General features: G+C 70.1%; 15 protein-coding genes. 5 read left to right on the top strand and 10 right to left on the bottom strand.

The features are described from left to right. Nucleotides 1–5 precede the first annotated feature (5 nt). On the top strand, nt 6–1,148 hold the full coding sequence (locus tag E3D03_RS01425; RefSeq protein ID WP_263565492.1) for a GNAT family N-acetyltransferase: 1,143 nt from the start codon (nt 6–8) through the stop codon (nt 1,146–1,148). Here E3D03_RS01425 and E3D03_RS01420 read toward each other — a convergent pair. Beyond that, entirely contained in the window at nt 1,145–1,942 is a 798-nt protein-coding gene (locus E3D03_RS01420) for a TIGR02186 family protein (protein WP_263565491.1), read from the bottom strand. The two genes, E3D03_RS01425 and E3D03_RS01420, sit on opposite strands and share 4 nt — an antisense overlap. Continuing rightward, on the bottom strand, nt 1,939–2,862 hold the full coding sequence (locus E3D03_RS01415; protein WP_263565490.1) for a sulfite exporter TauE/SafE family protein: 924 nt from the start codon (nt 2,860–2,862) through the stop codon (nt 1,939–1,941). Before E3D03_RS01415 ends, E3D03_RS01420 begins: the two co-directional genes overlap by 4 nt. 188 nt (nt 2,863–3,050) lie before the next feature. On the opposite strand from E3D03_RS01415, the gene surE reads away from it, so the two are divergent. Genes surE through E3D03_RS01400 form a run of 3 tightly spaced genes read left to right on the top strand, consistent with a single transcriptional unit; the run spans nt 3,051 to nt 5,675 of the window. Next, nucleotides 3,051–3,842: a 5'/3'-nucleotidase SurE gene (gene surE / locus E3D03_RS01410; protein ID WP_263565489.1), complete on the top strand. Its 792-nt coding sequence runs from the start codon at nt 3,051–3,053 to the stop codon at nt 3,840–3,842. Between the two features lie 8 nt (nt 3,843–3,850). Then, on the top strand, nt 3,851–4,501 hold the full coding sequence (locus E3D03_RS01405; protein WP_062561531.1) for a protein-L-isoaspartate(D-aspartate) O-methyltransferase: 651 nt from the start codon (nt 3,851–3,853) through the stop codon (nt 4,499–4,501). Nucleotides 4,502–4,532: 31 nt separating this feature from the next. Beyond that, entirely contained in the window at nt 4,533–5,675 is a 1,143-nt protein-coding gene (locus tag E3D03_RS01400; protein ID WP_263565488.1) for a LysM peptidoglycan-binding domain-containing protein, read from the top strand. A 272-nt stretch (nt 5,676–5,947) separates the two neighbouring features. Here E3D03_RS01400 and E3D03_RS01395 read toward each other — a convergent pair whose 3' ends face one another. Genes E3D03_RS01395 through E3D03_RS01385 form a run of 3 tightly spaced genes read right to left on the bottom strand, consistent with a single transcriptional unit; the run spans nt 5,948 to nt 8,943 of the window. Further along, a complete protein-coding gene (locus E3D03_RS01395) occupies nt 5,948–6,835 on the bottom strand; it encodes a hypothetical protein (protein ID WP_263565487.1) in 888 nt (295 codons plus the stop codon). 27 nt (nt 6,836–6,862) lie between these two features. Beyond that, nucleotides 6,863–8,266, bottom strand: coding sequence for a TolC family outer membrane protein (locus E3D03_RS01390; RefSeq protein ID WP_263565486.1), 1,404 nt, complete (start codon nt 8,264–8,266; stop codon nt 6,863–6,865). Between the two features lie 23 nt (nt 8,267–8,289). Further along, nucleotides 8,290–8,943 carry a protein-L-isoaspartate O-methyltransferase family protein gene (locus tag E3D03_RS01385; RefSeq protein ID WP_263565485.1) on the bottom strand — a complete coding sequence of 218 codons (654 nt, stop codon included), beginning with the start codon at nt 8,941–8,943 and terminating at the stop codon, nt 8,290–8,292. 113 nt (nt 8,944–9,056) lie between these two features. Between E3D03_RS01385 and E3D03_RS01380 the strand changes: the two genes are divergently transcribed. Then, nucleotides 9,057–9,752, top strand: a complete 696-nt coding sequence (locus E3D03_RS01380; protein ID WP_263565484.1) for a fumarylacetoacetate hydrolase family protein — start codon at nt 9,057–9,059, stop codon at nt 9,750–9,752. On the opposite strand, the gene E3D03_RS01375 is transcribed toward E3D03_RS01380, so the two are convergent. The 5 genes from E3D03_RS01375 to E3D03_RS01355 form a co-directional block, all read right to left on the bottom strand. Then, the gene (locus tag E3D03_RS01375) at nt 9,749–10,165 is read right to left on the bottom strand and encodes a PaaI family thioesterase (RefSeq protein WP_263565483.1); all 417 of its coding nucleotides are present in this window, start codon (nt 10,163–10,165) and stop codon (nt 9,749–9,751) included. The genes E3D03_RS01380 and E3D03_RS01375 overlap by 4 nt on opposite strands. Before the next feature lie 60 nt (nt 10,166–10,225). Beyond that, entirely contained in the window at nt 10,226–10,636 is a 411-nt protein-coding gene (locus E3D03_RS01370; protein WP_263565482.1) for a hypothetical protein, read from the bottom strand. Between the two features lie 93 nt (nt 10,637–10,729). Next, nucleotides 10,730–11,773 (bottom strand): selenide, water dikinase SelD, encoded by a 1,044-nt coding sequence (selD, locus tag E3D03_RS01365; protein WP_263565481.1) that lies wholly within the window; start codon nt 11,771–11,773, stop codon nt 10,730–10,732. Beyond that, entirely contained in the window at nt 11,770–14,868 is a 3,099-nt protein-coding gene (locus E3D03_RS01360; RefSeq protein WP_263565480.1) for an efflux RND transporter permease subunit, read from the bottom strand. The genes selD and E3D03_RS01360 overlap by 4 nt, the downstream gene beginning before the upstream one ends. After that, nucleotides 14,868–16,022, bottom strand: a complete 1,155-nt coding sequence (locus tag E3D03_RS01355) for an efflux RND transporter periplasmic adaptor subunit (protein ID WP_263565479.1) — start codon at nt 16,020–16,022, stop codon at nt 14,868–14,870. The genes E3D03_RS01360 and E3D03_RS01355 overlap by 1 nt, the downstream gene beginning before the upstream one ends. Nucleotides 16,023–16,066: the final 44 nt, after the last annotated feature.

Raw genomic sequence — 16,066 nt, 5'->3', positions numbered from 1 at the left:
GCCGCATGAGCGAAATGACCGTCTCCGTCCTGCCCGCGATCTCTGCCCTGCCCGCCGCCGAATGGGACGGCTGCGGTGCGGCGGCGAATCCCTTCACCACGCATCGCTTCCTGTCGGCGCTGGAGGCGTCCGGCTCGGTCGGCGAGGGCACGGGCTGGCATCCTTCGCATCTGGTCGCGCGGGTCGATGGCCGCGTGGCGGGCGTCGCGCCCTGCTATCTGAAGACCCACAGCCAGGGCGAATACATCTTCGACCACGCCTGGGCGCAGGCTTATGAGCGTGCCGGCGGGCGCTATTACCCCAAGCTGCAATGCGCGGTGCCCTTTACCCCGGTGACCGGGCCGCGGCTGATCGCGCCCGAGGCGCCGGTGCGGCTGGCGCTGCTGCAGGCCATGGCGCAGATCGCCCGGCAATCCGGCCTGTCGGGCGCGCATGTCACCTTCTGCACCGAAGCCGAGGCAGAGCTGGCCGAACCCGCCGGCTTCCTGTCCCGCGCCAGCGAGCAGTTCCATTGGCTGAACCAGGGCTATGGCACGTTCGAGGATTTCCTGGCGCAGCTGTCGTCGCGCAAGCGCAAGGCGATCCGCAAGGAACGCCAGCGCGCCCAGGCCTTCGGCGGCACCATCCGCAGCCTGCGCGGCGACGAGATCGAGCCCGCGCATTGGGACGCCTTCTGGGGCTTCTACCAGGACACCGGCGGGCGCAAATGGGGCCGGCCCTATCTGACGCGGGCCTTCTTCGACCGGCTGCACGAGACCATGCGCGACGATTGCCTGCTGGTCCTGGCCGAGCGCGACGGCCGTCCCATCGCCGGGGCGCTGAACCTGATCGGGCCGGACGCGCTTTACGGCCGCTATTGGGGCGCGGTCGAGGACCACCCCTTCCTGCATTTCGAGCTGTGCTATCACCGCGCCATCGACTGGGCCATCGCGCATGGCCTGGCGCGGGTCGAGGCCGGGGCGCAGGGCGAGCACAAGCTGGCGCGCGGCTATCTGCCGACCCGGACCCATTCGCTGCATTGGGTGCGCGACCAGGGCTTCCATGACGCCATCGCCGATTTCCTGCACCGCGAGCGGCAGGCGGTGGATGCCGAGATGGGCTATCTGGCCGAGCTTGGCCCGTTCCGGCGCGGCGAGATCTCGCCCTAGGGCCGCTTGATCTGCCGGAACGCGGCCGAGGCGCCCCAGCCCGCCGCCACCGCGATGGCCAGCGACATGATGCCGTAAAGGAACGGCTGGTCCAGCGCCAGGCGATAGAGCCAGCGCTCCAGCCCGACCTTGCGCACCTCGATCGGGGCGCGGAAACTGTCGGTGACCAGCCCGTCGCGCAACAGGAAGATGCGGGTGCTGTAGAAGCCCTCGATCAGGTTGGCGGGCAGGCGCACATCGGCGCGAAACAGCGTCTGCTGCGCCAGAAGCACGGCGCCGTCGTCCTGGCGATACAGGTCGGCGCGCCGGCGCAGGCGCACGAAGGCCTCGGTATAGGGCACCACGTCGGGGACGTCGGCCTGGCCGGAAAAGGCCCGCATCGCCAGCGGGATCGAGATGCGGAAGCGCTGGTCGTCCTTGGGGTTCAGGATCCGGCCCAGCGACCGCGTCGTCGCCACCACGTAGAAGCTGGGCGCCGCGCCGATGCCGACCCGGCCGGTGTTGACCCAGACGCCGAAGCGCCGCTCCTTGTGGCGCACGGTGATGGCGCGGGCCGGCCCCTCGACCGTGACGATCACGTCCAGCGGCTCGCCGGGCGGGATCGGCGTCTCGCGCTTGATGGCGCCGTAGATGATGATGTCCGAACCGTCGAAATTCGTGGTGATGTCGACGTCGTCGCGCGACAGGCCGGCGACGATCTGCTCGGGCGGTTCCTGCCGCTCGGCCTCTTGCGCCGACAGCGGCAGCGCCAGAAGCAGCGGGGCCAGCCAGGCCAGGGCGGCGCGCCGGATCATTTCAGGATCCCCGGCGTGATGGAATAGAGGTCGTCCGGGCGCAGGAACAGGTCCAGCGCCAGCTTGCCGCAGACCGCCAGCACCAGAAGCGCCAGCAGGATGCGCAGCTGCTCGGCCCGCAGCCGGGCGCCGTAATGCGTGCCGATTTGCGCGCCGATGACGCCGCCGACGATCAGCAGCACCGCCAGCATCACGTCCACGGTGTTCGACGAGACCGCGTGCATCAGCGTGGTATAGGCCGACAGGAAGGTGATCTGGAACAGCGAGGTGCCGATGACCACCTTGGTCGGCATGCCCAGCAGATAGATCATCGCCGGCACCATGATGAAGCCGCCGCCGACCCCCATGATCGCGCCCAGCACGCCGACAGCCGCCCCGACCAGCAGCACCGGGATCGCGCTGATATACAGGCCCGAGGCGCGGAACTTCATCTTCAGCGGCCATTTGTGCACCCAGCCGTGCTGGTTGCGGCGCATCGGCTTGATCGGGCCGCTGACCCGGGTGCGGCGCAGCGCGCGCAGGCTTTCCTGCAGCATCATCGCCCCGATCAGGCCCAGGAAGACGACATAGCAGAGCTGCACCACCAGATCGACCTGACCAAGCCGCGACAAGAGGTTGAACAGCAGCACCCCCAGCGACGAGCCGACAAGGCCGCCGCCCAGCAGGACCCAGCCCATGCGGAAATCGACGGTCTTGCGCTTCACATGCGCCAGCACGCCGGAAAAGGACGAGGCCACGACCTGGTTCGCCCCGGTCGCCACCGCGATGGCCGGCGGGATGCCGATGAAGAACAGAAGCGGCGTGATCAGGAAGCCGCCGCCGACGCCGAACAGGCCCGACATCAGCCCGACAATGCCGCCCAGGCCGACCAGCGTGAAGCTGTTGACCACCACCTCGGCGATGGGAAGATAGATCTGCATATCCTGCCCGGCCCGTTTCTTCTTTCGATCCTGCCTCGGCCCGGGCTTCGCGTCAAACGTCCCGCGCATGTCGCCTGCGGGTTGTCGCAGCGCCGTGGCATGGATAAGCATTGCACCACCGGCAGATAACCGGCGATGATGCGGGCGGCACCGGCGCTGCCCGCGCGCTTCGCCGCACAGGGACGAACATGCGCATTCTGATCACCAATGACGACGGCATCAACGCTCCGGGCCTCGTGACCCTGCACGAGATCGCGACTGAGGTCGCCGGCCCCGGCGGCGAGGTCTGGACCGTGGCCCCCGCCTTCGAGCAATCGGGCGTGGCGCATTGCATCAGCTATGTCCACCCGACGCTGATCGCCGAGCTGGGCCCGCGCCGCTTTGCCGCCGAGGGCTCTCCGGCCGATTGCGTGCTGGCGGCCATGGATGTAATGAAGGACAACCCGCCCGACCTGGTGCTGTCGGGCGTGAACCGGGGCAACAACTCGGGCGAGAATGTGATGTATTCCGGCACGGTCGGCGGCGCGATGGAGGCGGCGCTGCAGGGCCTGCCCGCCATCGCGCTGTCGCAATACATGGGCAGCCGCACCGCCGGGCTGGAGGATCCGTTCGAATGCGCCCGGGTGCACGGGCCGCGGCTGATCCGGCGGCTGCTGGACCATGGCGACTGGACCTCGGACGCGGATTTCCGGCTGTTCTACAACCTGAACTTCCCGCCCTGCGATGCGGGTTCGGTCAAGGGCACCCGCGTGGCGCCGCAGGGCCGCCGCTACGGCGTGCGCTTCGAGATCGAGCCCTATCATGCGCCGAACGGCCGGCGCTTCCTGTGGGTGATGGGCGGCTCGCAGACCGCGCCGGCGACGCCGGACAGCGACGTGGACGCGAACATGCGCGACTATATCTCGTTGACGCCGATGCGGCCGGACCTGACCTGTCACAAGACCCTGGCCGAACTCTGCGGCCTGCTGGACGAGGGCTGAACCCGGGCATGAGCGACGATCCCCAGACTGCCGAACGCAAGATGCGCTTCCTGTTCGCGCTGCGGCAGCGCGGGGTCACCGATCCGCGCGTGCTCGAGGCGATGGAGCGCATCGACCGCGGCGAATTCGTGCGCGGCCATTTCGAGGATCGCGCCTATGACGACACGCCGCTGCCGATCCCCTGCGGCCAGACCATCAGCCAGCCCTCGGTCGTCGGGCTGATGACCCAGGCGCTGCAGGTGGGGCCGCGCGACAAGGTGCTGGAGATCGGCACCGGCTCGGGCTATCAGGCGGCGATCCTGTCGCTGCTCTGCCGCCGGGTCTATACGCTGGACCGCCACCGCCGGCTGGTCGCCGAGGCCGAGGCGATCTTCCGCCATTTCGGCCTGACCAACATCACCGCCATGGTTGCCGACGGCTCGCACGGGCTGCCCGAGCAGGCGCCCTTTGATCGCATCATGGTGACGGCGGCGGCCGAGGATCCGCCCGGGCCGCTCTTGGCGCAGTTGAAGATCGGCGGTATCATGGTGGTGCCGGTCGGGCAGTCGGATGCGGTGCAGACGCTGATCCGGGTGCGGCGCGACGAGAACGGCTATGATTACGACGAATTGCGGCAAGTGCGCTTCGTGCCGCTGGTCGAGGGGTTGGGACAGACATGACCCCCGGCCGTACTGAGTGAGGAACGGGCAGATGGCGAAAATCAGGCAATGGGCGCTGGCCGCCGGCGCCGTGGCGGGCTTGGTCTCCTGCGGGCCGCAGGGCGGGCTGGATTTCAGCAATTTCGATCCCGACCTGCGCGGCTGGGGCGGCGGGTTCGACACCGCCCAGGCGGCGGCGCAGGCGCAACCGCGGCCGGCCCCGGACCAGCGCGGGGTGATCTCCTATCCCGGCTACCAGGTCGCCATCGCCCGCCAGGGCGACACGGTCGCCACCATCGCGGCGCGGCTGGGGCTGAACGCGGGCGAGTTGGCGAGCTACAATGCGATCAATGCCAATACCGTGCTGAACCCCGGCGCCGTGGTCGCCCTGCCGCGCCGGGTGGCGGGCGGAGCGCCGGTCGCCACCTCGACCGGGATGGTCAGCGATCCCTTCGCCGGCCAGGGTGTCCGGCAGCCGGCGGCGGCTGGGGGCATGGGCACGCCGACCCAGCCGGCGGCAAGCCAGCCGCGCCAGCATGTCGTCGCCACCGGCGAGACCGCCTGGTCCATCGCCCGCAAATACAATGTCTCGGTCAATGACTTGGCCGCGTGGAACGGGCTGTCGTCGTCGATGACGCTGCGCACCGGGCAGCGGCTGCTGATCCCGGTGGCGGGCGGCAAGGCGCCCTCGGCCACCGCGGTGGTGACCGCGCCCGGCAGCGGCAGCCCGACGCCGCGCCCGCCCTCCTCGGCCGAGCCGCTGCCCAGCGAAAGGACCACGCCCGCCGGCAGCCCGGTGGCGAAGCCCGCAAGCCCGGACCTGGGCAAGACCCGCACCGCCGCCTCGGGCAATGGCCGGTTCCGCATGCCCGCCAATGGCGCGATCATCCGCACCTATCAGAAGGGCAAGAACGAGGGCATCGACATCTCGGCCGCTGCCGGCAGCACGGTGGCCGCCGCCGGGTCGGGGACCGTGGCGGCGATCACCCGCGACACCGACAATGTGCCGATCGTGGTGGTGCGTCATGACGGCAACCTGATGACCGTCTATGCCGGTCTGGAGGATGTCGCCGTCAGCAAGGGCCAGGCCGTCAGCGCCGGCACGAGCCTTGGCAAGGTGCGCAGCCAGGGCGTCGTGCATTTCGAGGTCCGCAACGGCTTCGACAGCGTCGATCCCGAGAAATACCTGAACTGACCGGGGCAGGGCCGAAGGCAGGCCGGGTCAGGGGCTGGAGGCCGGGCCGGTGCGGCGGCGCGAAGCCGGTGCCCTTGGGCCCGCTTTGGGCCGATGGCCCGGCGCGAGCCGCCGCTACCGGTCCCGCTGGCGCGCCCCGCGCCGTTTTGCGATGCCCGAACGCCGCAGCTTCGCCGCTCTCGCCGGCGGGCCAGCCTCGGCCGCAGCCCCGCGGTTGCGCGCGGCGACGCGGCGGTTCCGATCCGGGGATGCGGGACCGCCGGTCGGGGCCGTCATTCCTGTTCGCACATCTGGCGCAGGGTCAGTTCGATCTCGTGACGGATCATCTGTTGCAGGTTGCGGCTCAGCCGGTTGCCGATCTCGCCCTGCAGCTCCTGGCGGATCGCCTCGCGGATCATGCCGCGCAGGTGGGTGCCCTTCTGGGCGTCCTTGTCCTGCGGCGCGAACAGGTGCTGTTCGCTTTCGCGGTTCAGCGCCTCGGCGGCGGCATGCGCCTCGGCCAGGGGATTGATCGGGGTCACGGTGGAATGTGCATGCAGCATGGTTTCCTCCATTTGCGCGTTTGTGGTGGTGGTGTGTTCGAGGAAGGGACCGAAGGCCTGGATCGGCTCGGCGGCCGCATCCGGAAATGCGGTTTCGACGGGATCGTCCGCGCCGGCCTCGGCCGCGAGCGGCTGCGGCCAGGCGGCGGCAAAGGCCGCATGGGTCGGTCCGGTCAGGGGCAGCTTCAGCCAGTCGCCGAAGTCGCTGTCCCGGGCCTCTGGCTGGGCATCGGCCGAGGCTTCGGCCACGGGCTCCGCCATGGCTTCCTCCATGACATCCGCCGGCATGGCTGACAGCATTTCCGTCCCGCGTTCCGCCACCGCCGTCTCCGGGTCGGCCGCTGCGGCGGTGGTTTCGCGCGCCTCCTCATCCGCAGCGGTGGCGATCAGGTCGGTGCTGTCCAGCACCAGCGGCGCAGCCGCGGGCGGGACCGGAGCCATCGGCTCGACGCGGATGCGCGGCGCGATGTCCTGGGCGGGAAGCGTGTTCAGCGCCTGGTTCGGGATGCGGCAGCCTGCCTCATCCTGGGCGATGAGCCGGCGAATCGAGGCCAGCACGTCGCCGACATTGTCCGTCCCGGGGGGCGGCGCCGGATGGCGCATCAGCTCATGCTGCATGATGCGCCCCCGGATTCGAGGGCGGGCTCAGTCCCTGCCGATCGCGCGCAAGACGCGGTCGAGGCTTTCGCCCTGCCTGCTGGTAAAGGGTGCGTCCTGCACCGCGTTGTAATAGGCCGATGGGTCATAGGTCGGTATCCCCAGTTTCAGGTTTTCCACCGTCAACAAACCCATAGCGGACAATAGTTGATAATGTGCTAACTGGAGATTGGCTTCCGCCGTAATCTTGTTGGCGCGGGCCTCCAGCAGCGATTGTTCGGCGTCCAGGACGTCCAGAGTCGTCCTTGCGCCCAGCGTCGCCTCTTCGCGCACGCCGTTATAGGCCTGCTGCGCGGCAACGATCTGTTCATCGATGGCGCGAATCTGCGCCCGGGCCACGTCGATTCCCGCCCAGGCGGTGCCGACGGCCTGATCGACCTGGCGCGAGACGTTCAGCAGCGCCGCCCGGACCGAATCACGCTGCGCCATCGCCTTGCGATGCGCGGCGGGCAGGCGGCCGCCGGAATAGATCGTCTGCGACAGGCTCAGCGATACCGAGGCGCTGTCCCGGGACGTAGAGCTCGCCCCGCCCAAGACACCCTGCGAGCGGCTATGCTGCTTGGTCAGCCCGGCCGAGCCGGTCAGCTCGGGGTTGCGCTCGGCGGCGGCGGCGGCGACGCCCAGTTCGGCCGCGGCGGCCTCGCGCTGGGCTTGGCGGATCAGCGGATGGGTGCGCCGGCCGATGTCGCGCGCCGTCTCCAGCGTCGCCGGCAGCTTGGGCGAGGGCGGCGGCGGCGCCAGCGTGCCCGGCATCTTGCCGGTGGCGGCGCGGTAATTCTCGCGCGCGATCTGCAGGTCGCCTTCGGCCGAGGCGAGGCTGGCGCGGGCCTCGGCCAGCGCGGCATCGGCCTGCGCCACATCGGTCTGGGTGATCTCGCCCACGTCGAAACGGTCGGTCGCGGCCTGCTGTTCCTGGCCGATCACCCGCACGGAATTGGCCTGCAGCTCGACCTGCTCGGTGGCGCTGCGCACGTTCAGATAGGCCTCGACCGCGCCCAGCAGCACGTCCTGTTCCACCCCCACCAGCGCCGCGCGGGTGCCGAGCACGCTTTCCTTGGCGATGTCGATGGCGATGGCGTTGCGGCCCCAGTCGTAAAGCGTCATCGAGGCCTGCAGCCCGATGCTGGCGCTGTTGGCGTCGAAGCCCTCGATGTTCTGATAGGTGTATTCGGCGACCCATTGCAGCACCGGGCGCAGGGCGGCGATGGCGGCCGCCGCATCCTCGTCCGCGGCGCGCAGCACGGCGCGATTCTGGTCCAGCAGCGCCGAGTGGCGATAGGCATCGACCATGGCGTCGGCCAAGGTCTCGGCCGTGGCGGGCAGCGCGGTTGCCCCCGCCAGCAGGGCCGCCAGCAGCGGGCGCCGCCATTTCCTCAGCGTATCGCGAAACATGCCATGGCCTTTCCTGTCGGCACTCACAAGACGAAGCCCCGCGGCTTTGCGAAGCCCGGCAGAAGCGGCGCGCCGGCGTTGAACGAAAAGCGCCAGTTCACCCGGCCGTCCAGCTTGCGGCCCAGGCGCACGGTTCCGAGATTGCCCTCGCGGAACAGGGCGACGACGCGGCCGCCCTCGCGCAGCTGCTCGGCCAGGGCGTCGGGGAAGATCTCGATGGCGCCCTCGACCAGGATGGCGTCATAGGGGGCCTGGCTGGCGCAGCCCTCGGCCAGGGGGCCCCTGACCACGGCGACGTTGAAGACGTCCTGCGCCGCCAGCCGGGACTCGGCCTCGGCGGCCATGGCCTCGTCGCTCTCGACCGCGACGACGGCCTCGGCGATGCGGGCCATGACGGCGGCGCCGTAGCCGTAGCCGCAGGCCACGTCCAGCACCAGGTCGCTGTTCTGAAGCGCCAGCACATCCATCATCCGGCCCAGCGTGCGCGGCTCCAGCAGGACGCGGTCGGGGGCCAGGTCGATGTTTTCGCCGGCATAGGCCACGTCGCGGCGCGAATCGGGAACGAACTGTTCGCGCGGCACGGCCAGCATCGCCTCGATCACGGGATAGCTGGTCACCTCGTTCGGACGGACCTGGGTGTCGACCATCATGGTGCGTCGCTGCGCGAAATCGGTCATTCTGCGAACTCTGCTTTCGGTTGGCTATGGCACCTCTTGCCACGAAATTCCCGGCTGGGCAACGGCGGGCGACGCCATTGCCGCAAGGATGTGGCCGTGGCAAGGTCGCAGGCATGAGCGCCTATCTTTTCGCCCCGCCCCCCGTCGCCGCGCTGCCCGTCACCGGGCAGGCCGGCCGCTTTCCCGTGAACCGCATCTTCTGCGTCGGGCGCAACTATGCCGCCCATGCCGCCGAGATGGGCGGCGCGGTCGACCGCGAGGCGCCGTTCTATTTCACCAAATCCGCCCGGGCGCTGCTGGAAAGCGGCGCGGTGCTGCCCTATCCGCCCGGGACCGCGGATCTGCATCACGAGATCGAGCTGGTCGTGGCCATCGGCGCGCCGGCCTTCCGGGTGGCGCCGGAGCGGGCGATGGCGGCAGTCTGGGGCTATGGCGCCGGGCTGGACATGACCCGGCGCGACCTGCAGGCCAAGGCCAAGGCGAAGCAGCGGCCCTGGTCGCTGGGCAAGGATTTCGAGGGTTCGGCGGTGCTGGCTGCCCTGACGCCGGCCGCGGATTTCACCCCGGCGGCGCAGGCCATCCGGCTGGCGGTCAACGGCACCCTGCGCCAGCAGGCCCGCATCGACGACATGGTCTGGTCGATTCCCGAACTGATCGCCGACCTGTCGCATTACTATCATCTGGCGCCGGGCGACCTGATCATGACCGGCACGCCGGCGGGCGTGGGCGCGGTGGGTCCGGGCGACCGGCTGGCGGGCGGCATCGAGGGGCTGGCCCCGGTCGAGCTGGTGCTCGGCGCGGCGGATTAGGCCGGATCCCGCCACTCCAGCACCACTTGGGTCTGGATCACCACGGCGGCTAGTTGGCCGTCGCCGCGCAGGATGTCGGTCTGCCAGATCATCGTCGTGCGGCCCAAATGCAGGGGCCTCGGCCGCGCCTCGGCCACGTCGCCCAGCCGGATCGGGCGCAGGAAATTCGTCTTGCTTTCCAGCGTGGTGGTGGCGGCGCCCTCGGGCAGGCGCAGATAGGTCGCGGTGCCGGCGGCGTGGTCGGCCAGGCTCATGATCGCGCCGCCATGCAGCACGCCGTTGCGGTTGGTCAGGGGCCGGGTGACCGGCATGCGCAGCGTGACCTCCTCCAGCGTGGCCGAGACGATCTGCATGCCCAGCGATTCGGAATAGGGCGAATGGATCTCGCCAAAGGCGGCTTGGCTCTCGGTCATCGTGGTCCCCGTTGTTGCGCCGGCATCTTCGGCGCCGCGGGCGAGCGCGTCAATCTGTGCTCAGCAAGCGGGGGCGGGCTCGGGCCGGCCCTTCAGGTCCAGGCCGCGCGCGGTTGGCGCGTGCCAGGTCTTGGTGGCATGGGTGGCGCCCGAGGGGTTGGTGCCGATCTGCGAGCCGCCGGTGCCGCCGGTCCAGCCGGTCGAGCCGGTATTTTCGGGCGCCGTGCCGTCGCCCGCGCCGCCCTGCTGCGGCGTCGCCGGCTCGGCCTTGGCGGCCGCGGGCGGGCATTCGCCGGCGCGCGACGCCACCGGCTGCGCCGGACTGGGCACCGAGGTGGGCGCGACGCCCTTCTCTGGCGCGGCCTGGGCCGGGGTCTGCGGGGCGGTCTGGGCCGCCAGCGGCGCGGCCAGCGCCAGCGTCAGGCCCAGCACGGCGGCGGGCATCGCGATCAGGGACGTGATCCGGGACATGGGGTCGATCCTCCTGCCGGCCCAACGCCGGCCGGCGGCGGCGGTTCCTGCCCCAGACCGGACTTCTTTGCTCCATAAATACCCAAAGAACCGTCAGGCGACGGCGATTCCCGGCTCGCCCGCAGCGCAATGCCCGACCACGGCGGCCAGCGGGTGACCGGCGGCGCGAATTTGCGCCAGCACCGCCTCGGCCGCCTCGGGGGCCACGGCGACCAGCAGCCCGCCCGAGGTCTGCGGGTCGGTCAGCAGATGCCGGCGCCAATCGGCCAAGCCCTCGGGCAGCGCCACCTCGGCGCCATAGGCGGCCCAGTTGCGCAGCGAGGCGCCGGTGACGAATCCCGCCTCGGCCAGTTCCGCCGCGCGGCTCAGCAAGGGCAGCGCCGCCTGGTCCAGATGCAGCCGCAGCCCGGCGCCGCGGGCGATTTCCAGCCCGTGGCCCAGGATGCCGAAGCCGGTCACGTCGGTCAGGGCATGCACATCGGCCCGCTTGGCCAACTCGGCCCCGACCTTGTTCAGCGTGGTGGCCGAGGCGACCATCTCGTCGATGCCGGCCTGGTCCAAGGCGCCCTTCTTGATCGCGGCGGAATAGATGCCGACGCCCAGCCCCTTGGTCAGGATCAGCGCGTCGCCCGGCCGCGCATCGGCATTGCGGCGCAGTTCGGACGGGTGGCAGAGGCCGATGACGGCCAGGCCATAGATCGGCTCGGGCGCGTCGATGGAATGGCCGCCGGCGACCGGGATGCCGGCCTGATGGCAGATCTCGCGCCCGCCCTCCAGGATCTCGCGGATCTGCTCGGGTGCCAGCTTGTCGATGGGCATGCCCAGGATCGCCAGCGCCATGATCGGCCGCCCGCCCATGGCATAGACGTCGGAGATCGCATTGGTCGCGGCGATGCGGCCGAAGGCGCGCGGGTCGTCCACCATCGGCATGAAGAAATCGGTGGTGGCGATGACGCAGGTATTCTCATCCACCTGATACACGGCCGCGTCGTCCGAGGTCTCGGTGCCGACCAGCAGCTGCGGAAAGGCCTGGGCCACCGGCTGGCCCGCCAGCAACTCCCGCAGCACCGAGGGCGCCAGCTTGCAGCCGCAGCCGCCGCCATGCGCCAGCGAGGTCAGTCTGGGGTGGTCGTTCATCGCGAGGCCCTCCTGTCAGTCAGTCGGCGCACCGTAACGTAGAAGGCCGGCACCATGAAGATGCCAAGGAAGGTCGCGGCGATCATCCCGCCCATGACCCCGATGCCGATGGAATTCTGCGCCCCGGCCCCGGCGCCCCGCGCCACCGCCAGGGGCAGCACGCCCAGGATGAAGGCCAGCGAGGTCATCAGGATCGGCCGCAGCCGCTGGCGCGCGGCCAGCGCCGCCGCCTCGACGGCCGAGCGGCCCGACTGCTGCAGGTCGCGGGCGAATTCGACGATCAGGATGGCGTTCTTGGCGGCAAGGCCGATGGTGGTCAGGATGCCGACCTTGAAATAGACGTCGTTCGACTGGTCGAAGGCCAGGGCCGCCACCACCGCGCCCAGCACCCCCACCGGCACCGCCAGCATGACCGAGAACGGGATCGACCAGCTTTCGTAAAGCGCCGCCAGCGACAGGAACACCACCAGCGCCGACAGCGCAAACAGCCAGGGCGCCTGGTTGCCGGCCTGGCGTTCCTGATAGGACAACTCGGTCCAGGCCATGCCGTAATTGCCGGGCAGGGCGGCGACCAGTTCCTCCATCGCGTCCATGGCGCTGCCGGAGCTGAAACCGGGGCCGGGCTCGCCCTCGATCTCGATGGCGTCGACGCCGTCGATGCGCGCCAGCCGCGGCTCGACCGGCTCCCAGCGCGTGGTCATGAAGGCGTTGAAGGGCACCATCTCGCCCTGCGCATTGCGGGCATACCAGCTGTCGATATCCTCGGGCTGCATGCGGTTCGCCGCCGCCGCCTGCACGATCACCGGGCGCAGCTGCGCGCCCAGGGCGAAGTCGTTGACCTCGGTGCCGGCAAAGATCGTCGACAGCATCGAATTCACCGCCGGGACCGAGATGCCGAAGCTTTCCGCCTTCTGCTGGTCGATGTCGATCCTCAGCGCCGCGTCGTCCTCGGAGTTCTGCGCCTCGGGGTTCTGCACCCGCGGATCCTGGCCAGCCTGTTCCTCCAGCCGCTCGGCCGCCTCGGTCAGGGCCTCGATGCCGGCGCCGGCCTGGTCCATGACATACATGGTGAAGCCCGAGGTGTCGCCCAGCCGCGGGATCGCCGGCGGCTGCATGAAGAAGATCCGCCCGGCGCGATGCCCGGAGAAATGCCGGTTGGCGCGCTGCGCCAGCGCGCGGGCCGATTGCGAGGGATCGGCGCGCTGGTCGAAGGGATGCAGCCGGACATAGATCGTCGCCTGGTTCTGCGCCGTGCCCGAGCTGCCGAAGCCCATGGCCACGAAGACCGAGCTGACCACGTCCTTTTCCTCGGTCAGCATGTAATCCTCGATCTCGCGCACCACGGCGGCGGTCTGCTGCGCGGTCGAGCCCTCGGTCAGGGTGATGCGCGATTGCAGCACGCCCTGGTCCTCGGAGGGAATGAAGGTCGTGGTCAGCCGCCCGAACAGGTCGAAGGCGCCATAGCTGATCGCCGCCAGCACCAGCATGACCAGCAGCGGCCGGCGCAGGCTGCGCCGCACGGTGGCGGAATAGCCCGCGGTCAGCCGCTCGAACCCGGCGTTGAACCAGCGCGCCGGGGCAAAGCGCGGCGCGCCATGGCCGCGGCGCAGCAGCGTGGCGCACATGGCGGGGGTCAGGATCAGCGCCACGGCGAGCGACAGCACCATGGCGGTGATGATGGTCACCGAGAACTGCCGGTAGATCACCCCGGTCGAGCCAGGCATGAAGCCCATCGGCAGGAACACCGCCGACAGCACCAGGGCGATGCCGATCAGCGCGCCGCTGATCTGGCCCATGCTCTTTTCGGTGGCGGCGACCGGGTCCAGCCCCTCTTCGGCCATGACGCGCTCGACGTTCTCGACCACGACGATGGCGTCGTCGACCAGCAGGCCGATGGCCAGCACCATGGCGAACATCGTCAGCGTATTGATGGAATATCCCAGCGCCGCCAGCATGGCGAAGGTGCCCAAGAGCACGACCGGAATGGCGATGATCGGGATTAGCGTCGCGCGCCAGTTCTGCAGGAAGATCAGGATGACCAGGAAGACCAGCACGATGGCTTCCAGCAGCGTGTGCCAGACCTTCTCGATCGACAGCTCGACGAAGGGGGCGGTGTCATAGGCGACGCGCAGCTCGACCCCCTCGGGCAGGGCCGAGGCCAGCCCGTCCAGCGTGGCGCGCACGCCGTTCGAGGTCTCGACCGCATTCGCGCCGGAGGCCAGCTGCACCGCGAAGCCCGAGGCGTTCATGCCGTTGAAGCGCGAATCGCGGCCATAGCTGACCTGGCCGATCGCGACCTCGGCCACGTCGCCCAGGCGCACGGCGGCGCCGTCCGCGCCGGTCTTCAGCAGGATGTTGCGGAAATCCTCGACCGAGGTCAGCTGGCTTTGCGCCGTGACCGTGGCGGTGAACTGCTGGCCCGCGACCACCGGCTGGCTGCCCAGCGCGCCGACCGAGACGGTGCTGTTCTGCTGCGCCACGGCGGTGGTGATGTCGGTCGGCGTCAGCTGGAACTGCGCCAGCCGCAGCGGGTCCATCCAGATCCGCATCGCATAGCCCGAGCCGAAGACATTGACCCCGCCCACGCCCTCGGTGCGCTTGACCGGCCCCTCGACCACCTGCTCCAACAGGTTGCCCAGCTCGATGGTGGACTGCTTGCCGCTGGTCGAGACCAGCGCGCCGACCATCAGCGTCGAGGTCGAGGTCCGGCTGATGCTGATCCCGTCGTTCTGCACCGGCCCGGGCAGCCGCCCCTCGACCGAGCGCACCTTGGCCTGCACCTCGTTCAAGGCATCGGTCGGCGTCACGCTGTCGTCGAAGGTCAGCACCAGCGCCGAGCGCCCGGTCGAGGAGATCGAGGTGGTGTAGAGCAGCCCGTCGAGCCCGGTCAGCACGTCCTCGATCGGCGTGGTGACGGAATTCTGCACCGCCCGCGCCGTGGCGCCGGAGTAATTGGCGGTGATGCGCACCGTGGTCGGCGCGATGTCGGGATATTGCGAGATCGGCAGGCCCAGAACCGCCCAAGCCCCGGCCAGCATGGTCACGATGGCCAGCACCCAGGCAAAGACCGGCCGGTGGATGAAGAATTTCGCCATCAGCCTTCCACCGCCTCGCGCACCACGCCCTCGGCGTCGATGGTGACGGGGACGGTCGTGACCGCGGTGCCGGGGCGCAGGTCCTGCAACCCGTCCAGGATCAGCTGCTCGCCGGGGCTGACGCCCTGGCTGACGATCCAGCTGTTGTTCCAGCTGCCCTGCTCGCTCAGCGTGACCTGCTGGGCCTTGCCCTCGCGCACGACAAAGGCGGTCAGGGTGCCGTCGGTGGCCCGCCGCGTGGCGCGCTGCGGCACCAGCACGGCGCGGGTGCTGCCCTGGGTCAGCCGGACGCGCAGGAACTGGCCCGGCAGGATCAGCGCCTGCGGATTGTCGAAGCGCAGCCGGATCGGCACGGTGCCGGTGGTGGTGGACACCAGGATGCCGGGGCTGACGATGCGGCCGCTGCCGCGGTAGGTCTCGCCGGTCTCGAGGATCAGCTCGGCCGGCGTCTCGCCATTGGTCATCAGCTGCCCGGCGTCGATGCGCGCCCGGTTGCGCAAGAGCCGGGCCGAGCTTTCGGAGACGTCGACATAGATCGGGTCGAGCTGGGTGATCGTGGTCAGCGCCTCGGACTGACTCGCCGTGACCAGGTCGCCGACCGAGACCTGCGGCACATCCGGCACCCCGTCCAGCGGGCTGCGGATCTCGGTCCGGTCCAGCGACAGCCGGGCGGCGTCGCGCGCGGCCTCGGCGGATTTCAGGTCGGCCTCGGCCTGTTTCAGCGCCACTTCGGCATTGGCGCGGTCGACGGCGGACACGCCCGAGCCCTCCAGCCGGCGATAACGGGTGACGGTGTTCTGCGCCTGGGTCAGGCTGGCCTCGGCCCCGGCCACGGCGGCCTCGGCGGCGGCCAGCGCGGCGGCCAGCGTCTCGGGGTCCAGCCGGAACAGCACGTCGCCGGCCTTGACCGGTTTGCCGGGATCATAGGCGATCTCCAGCACCTCGCCGCCGACTTGCGGCCGGATGCCGGTCTGCTGAAAGGCGATGGCGCGGCCGGGCAGGGTCACGGTATAGGGCACGTCCTGTTCGGCCGCGACCATGACGCCGACCTCGCGCGGCCCCTGCGGCCCGCGCTCGCCCTGCTGGGCCAAGGCCTGCCCGGCCAGCAGCAGGGCCAGCGCCGCCTGTCTGAAGATCGCTTGCCCGAAGGCCATCTGCCGTCCCTTGCGGTTTGGTGGTTTGCCGCATTGTTTAGCGG

The sequence above is a fragment of the Paracoccus sp. DMF genome, assembly GCF_004407025.1.
Taxonomy (GTDB): domain Bacteria; phylum Pseudomonadota; class Alphaproteobacteria; order Rhodobacterales; family Rhodobacteraceae; genus Paracoccus; species Paracoccus aminovorans_B.
Note: the sequence above shows the minus strand (reverse complement) of the source record. Positions and strands in the feature narration are given on the sequence as shown.

Excerpts from the sequence above, each read along its gene's own strand:
- selD (WP_263565481.1), bottom strand. The coding sequence starts at position 11,773 with ATGAACGACCACCCCAGACTGACCTCGCTGGCGCATGGCGGCGGCTGC.
- E3D03_RS01395 (WP_263565487.1), bottom strand. The coding sequence starts at position 6,835 with ATGCAGCATGAGCTGATGCGCCATCCGGCGCCGCCCCCCGGGACGGAC.
- E3D03_RS01405 (WP_062561531.1), top strand. The coding sequence starts at position 3,851 with ATGAGCGACGATCCCCAGACTGCCGAACGCAAGATGCGCTTCCTGTTC.
- E3D03_RS01420 (WP_263565491.1), bottom strand. The coding sequence starts at position 1,942 with ATGATCCGGCGCGCCGCCCTGGCCTGGCTGGCCCCGCTGCTTCTGGCG.
- E3D03_RS01415 (WP_263565490.1), bottom strand. The coding sequence starts at position 2,862 with ATGCAGATCTATCTTCCCATCGCCGAGGTGGTGGTCAACAGCTTCACG.
- E3D03_RS01370 (WP_263565482.1), bottom strand. The coding sequence starts at position 10,636 with ATGTCCCGGATCACGTCCCTGATCGCGATGCCCGCCGCCGTGCTGGGC.
- E3D03_RS01380 (WP_263565484.1), top strand. The coding sequence starts at position 9,057 with ATGAGCGCCTATCTTTTCGCCCCGCCCCCCGTCGCCGCGCTGCCCGTC.
- E3D03_RS01425 (WP_263565492.1), top strand. The coding sequence starts at position 6 with ATGAGCGAAATGACCGTCTCCGTCCTGCCCGCGATCTCTGCCCTGCCC.
- E3D03_RS01375 (WP_263565483.1), bottom strand. The coding sequence starts at position 10,165 with ATGACCGAGAGCCAAGCCGCCTTTGGCGAGATCCATTCGCCCTATTCC.
- E3D03_RS01400 (WP_263565488.1), top strand. The coding sequence starts at position 4,533 with ATGGCGAAAATCAGGCAATGGGCGCTGGCCGCCGGCGCCGTGGCGGGC.
- E3D03_RS01355 (WP_263565479.1), bottom strand. The coding sequence starts at position 16,022 with ATGGCCTTCGGGCAAGCGATCTTCAGACAGGCGGCGCTGGCCCTGCTG.
- E3D03_RS01360 (WP_263565480.1), bottom strand. The coding sequence starts at position 14,868 with ATGGCGAAATTCTTCATCCACCGGCCGGTCTTTGCCTGGGTGCTGGCC.
- E3D03_RS01390 (WP_263565486.1), bottom strand. The coding sequence starts at position 8,266 with ATGTTTCGCGATACGCTGAGGAAATGGCGGCGCCCGCTGCTGGCGGCC.
- E3D03_RS01385 (WP_263565485.1), bottom strand. The coding sequence starts at position 8,943 with ATGACCGATTTCGCGCAGCGACGCACCATGATGGTCGACACCCAGGTC.
- surE (WP_263565489.1), top strand. The coding sequence starts at position 3,051 with ATGCGCATTCTGATCACCAATGACGACGGCATCAACGCTCCGGGCCTC.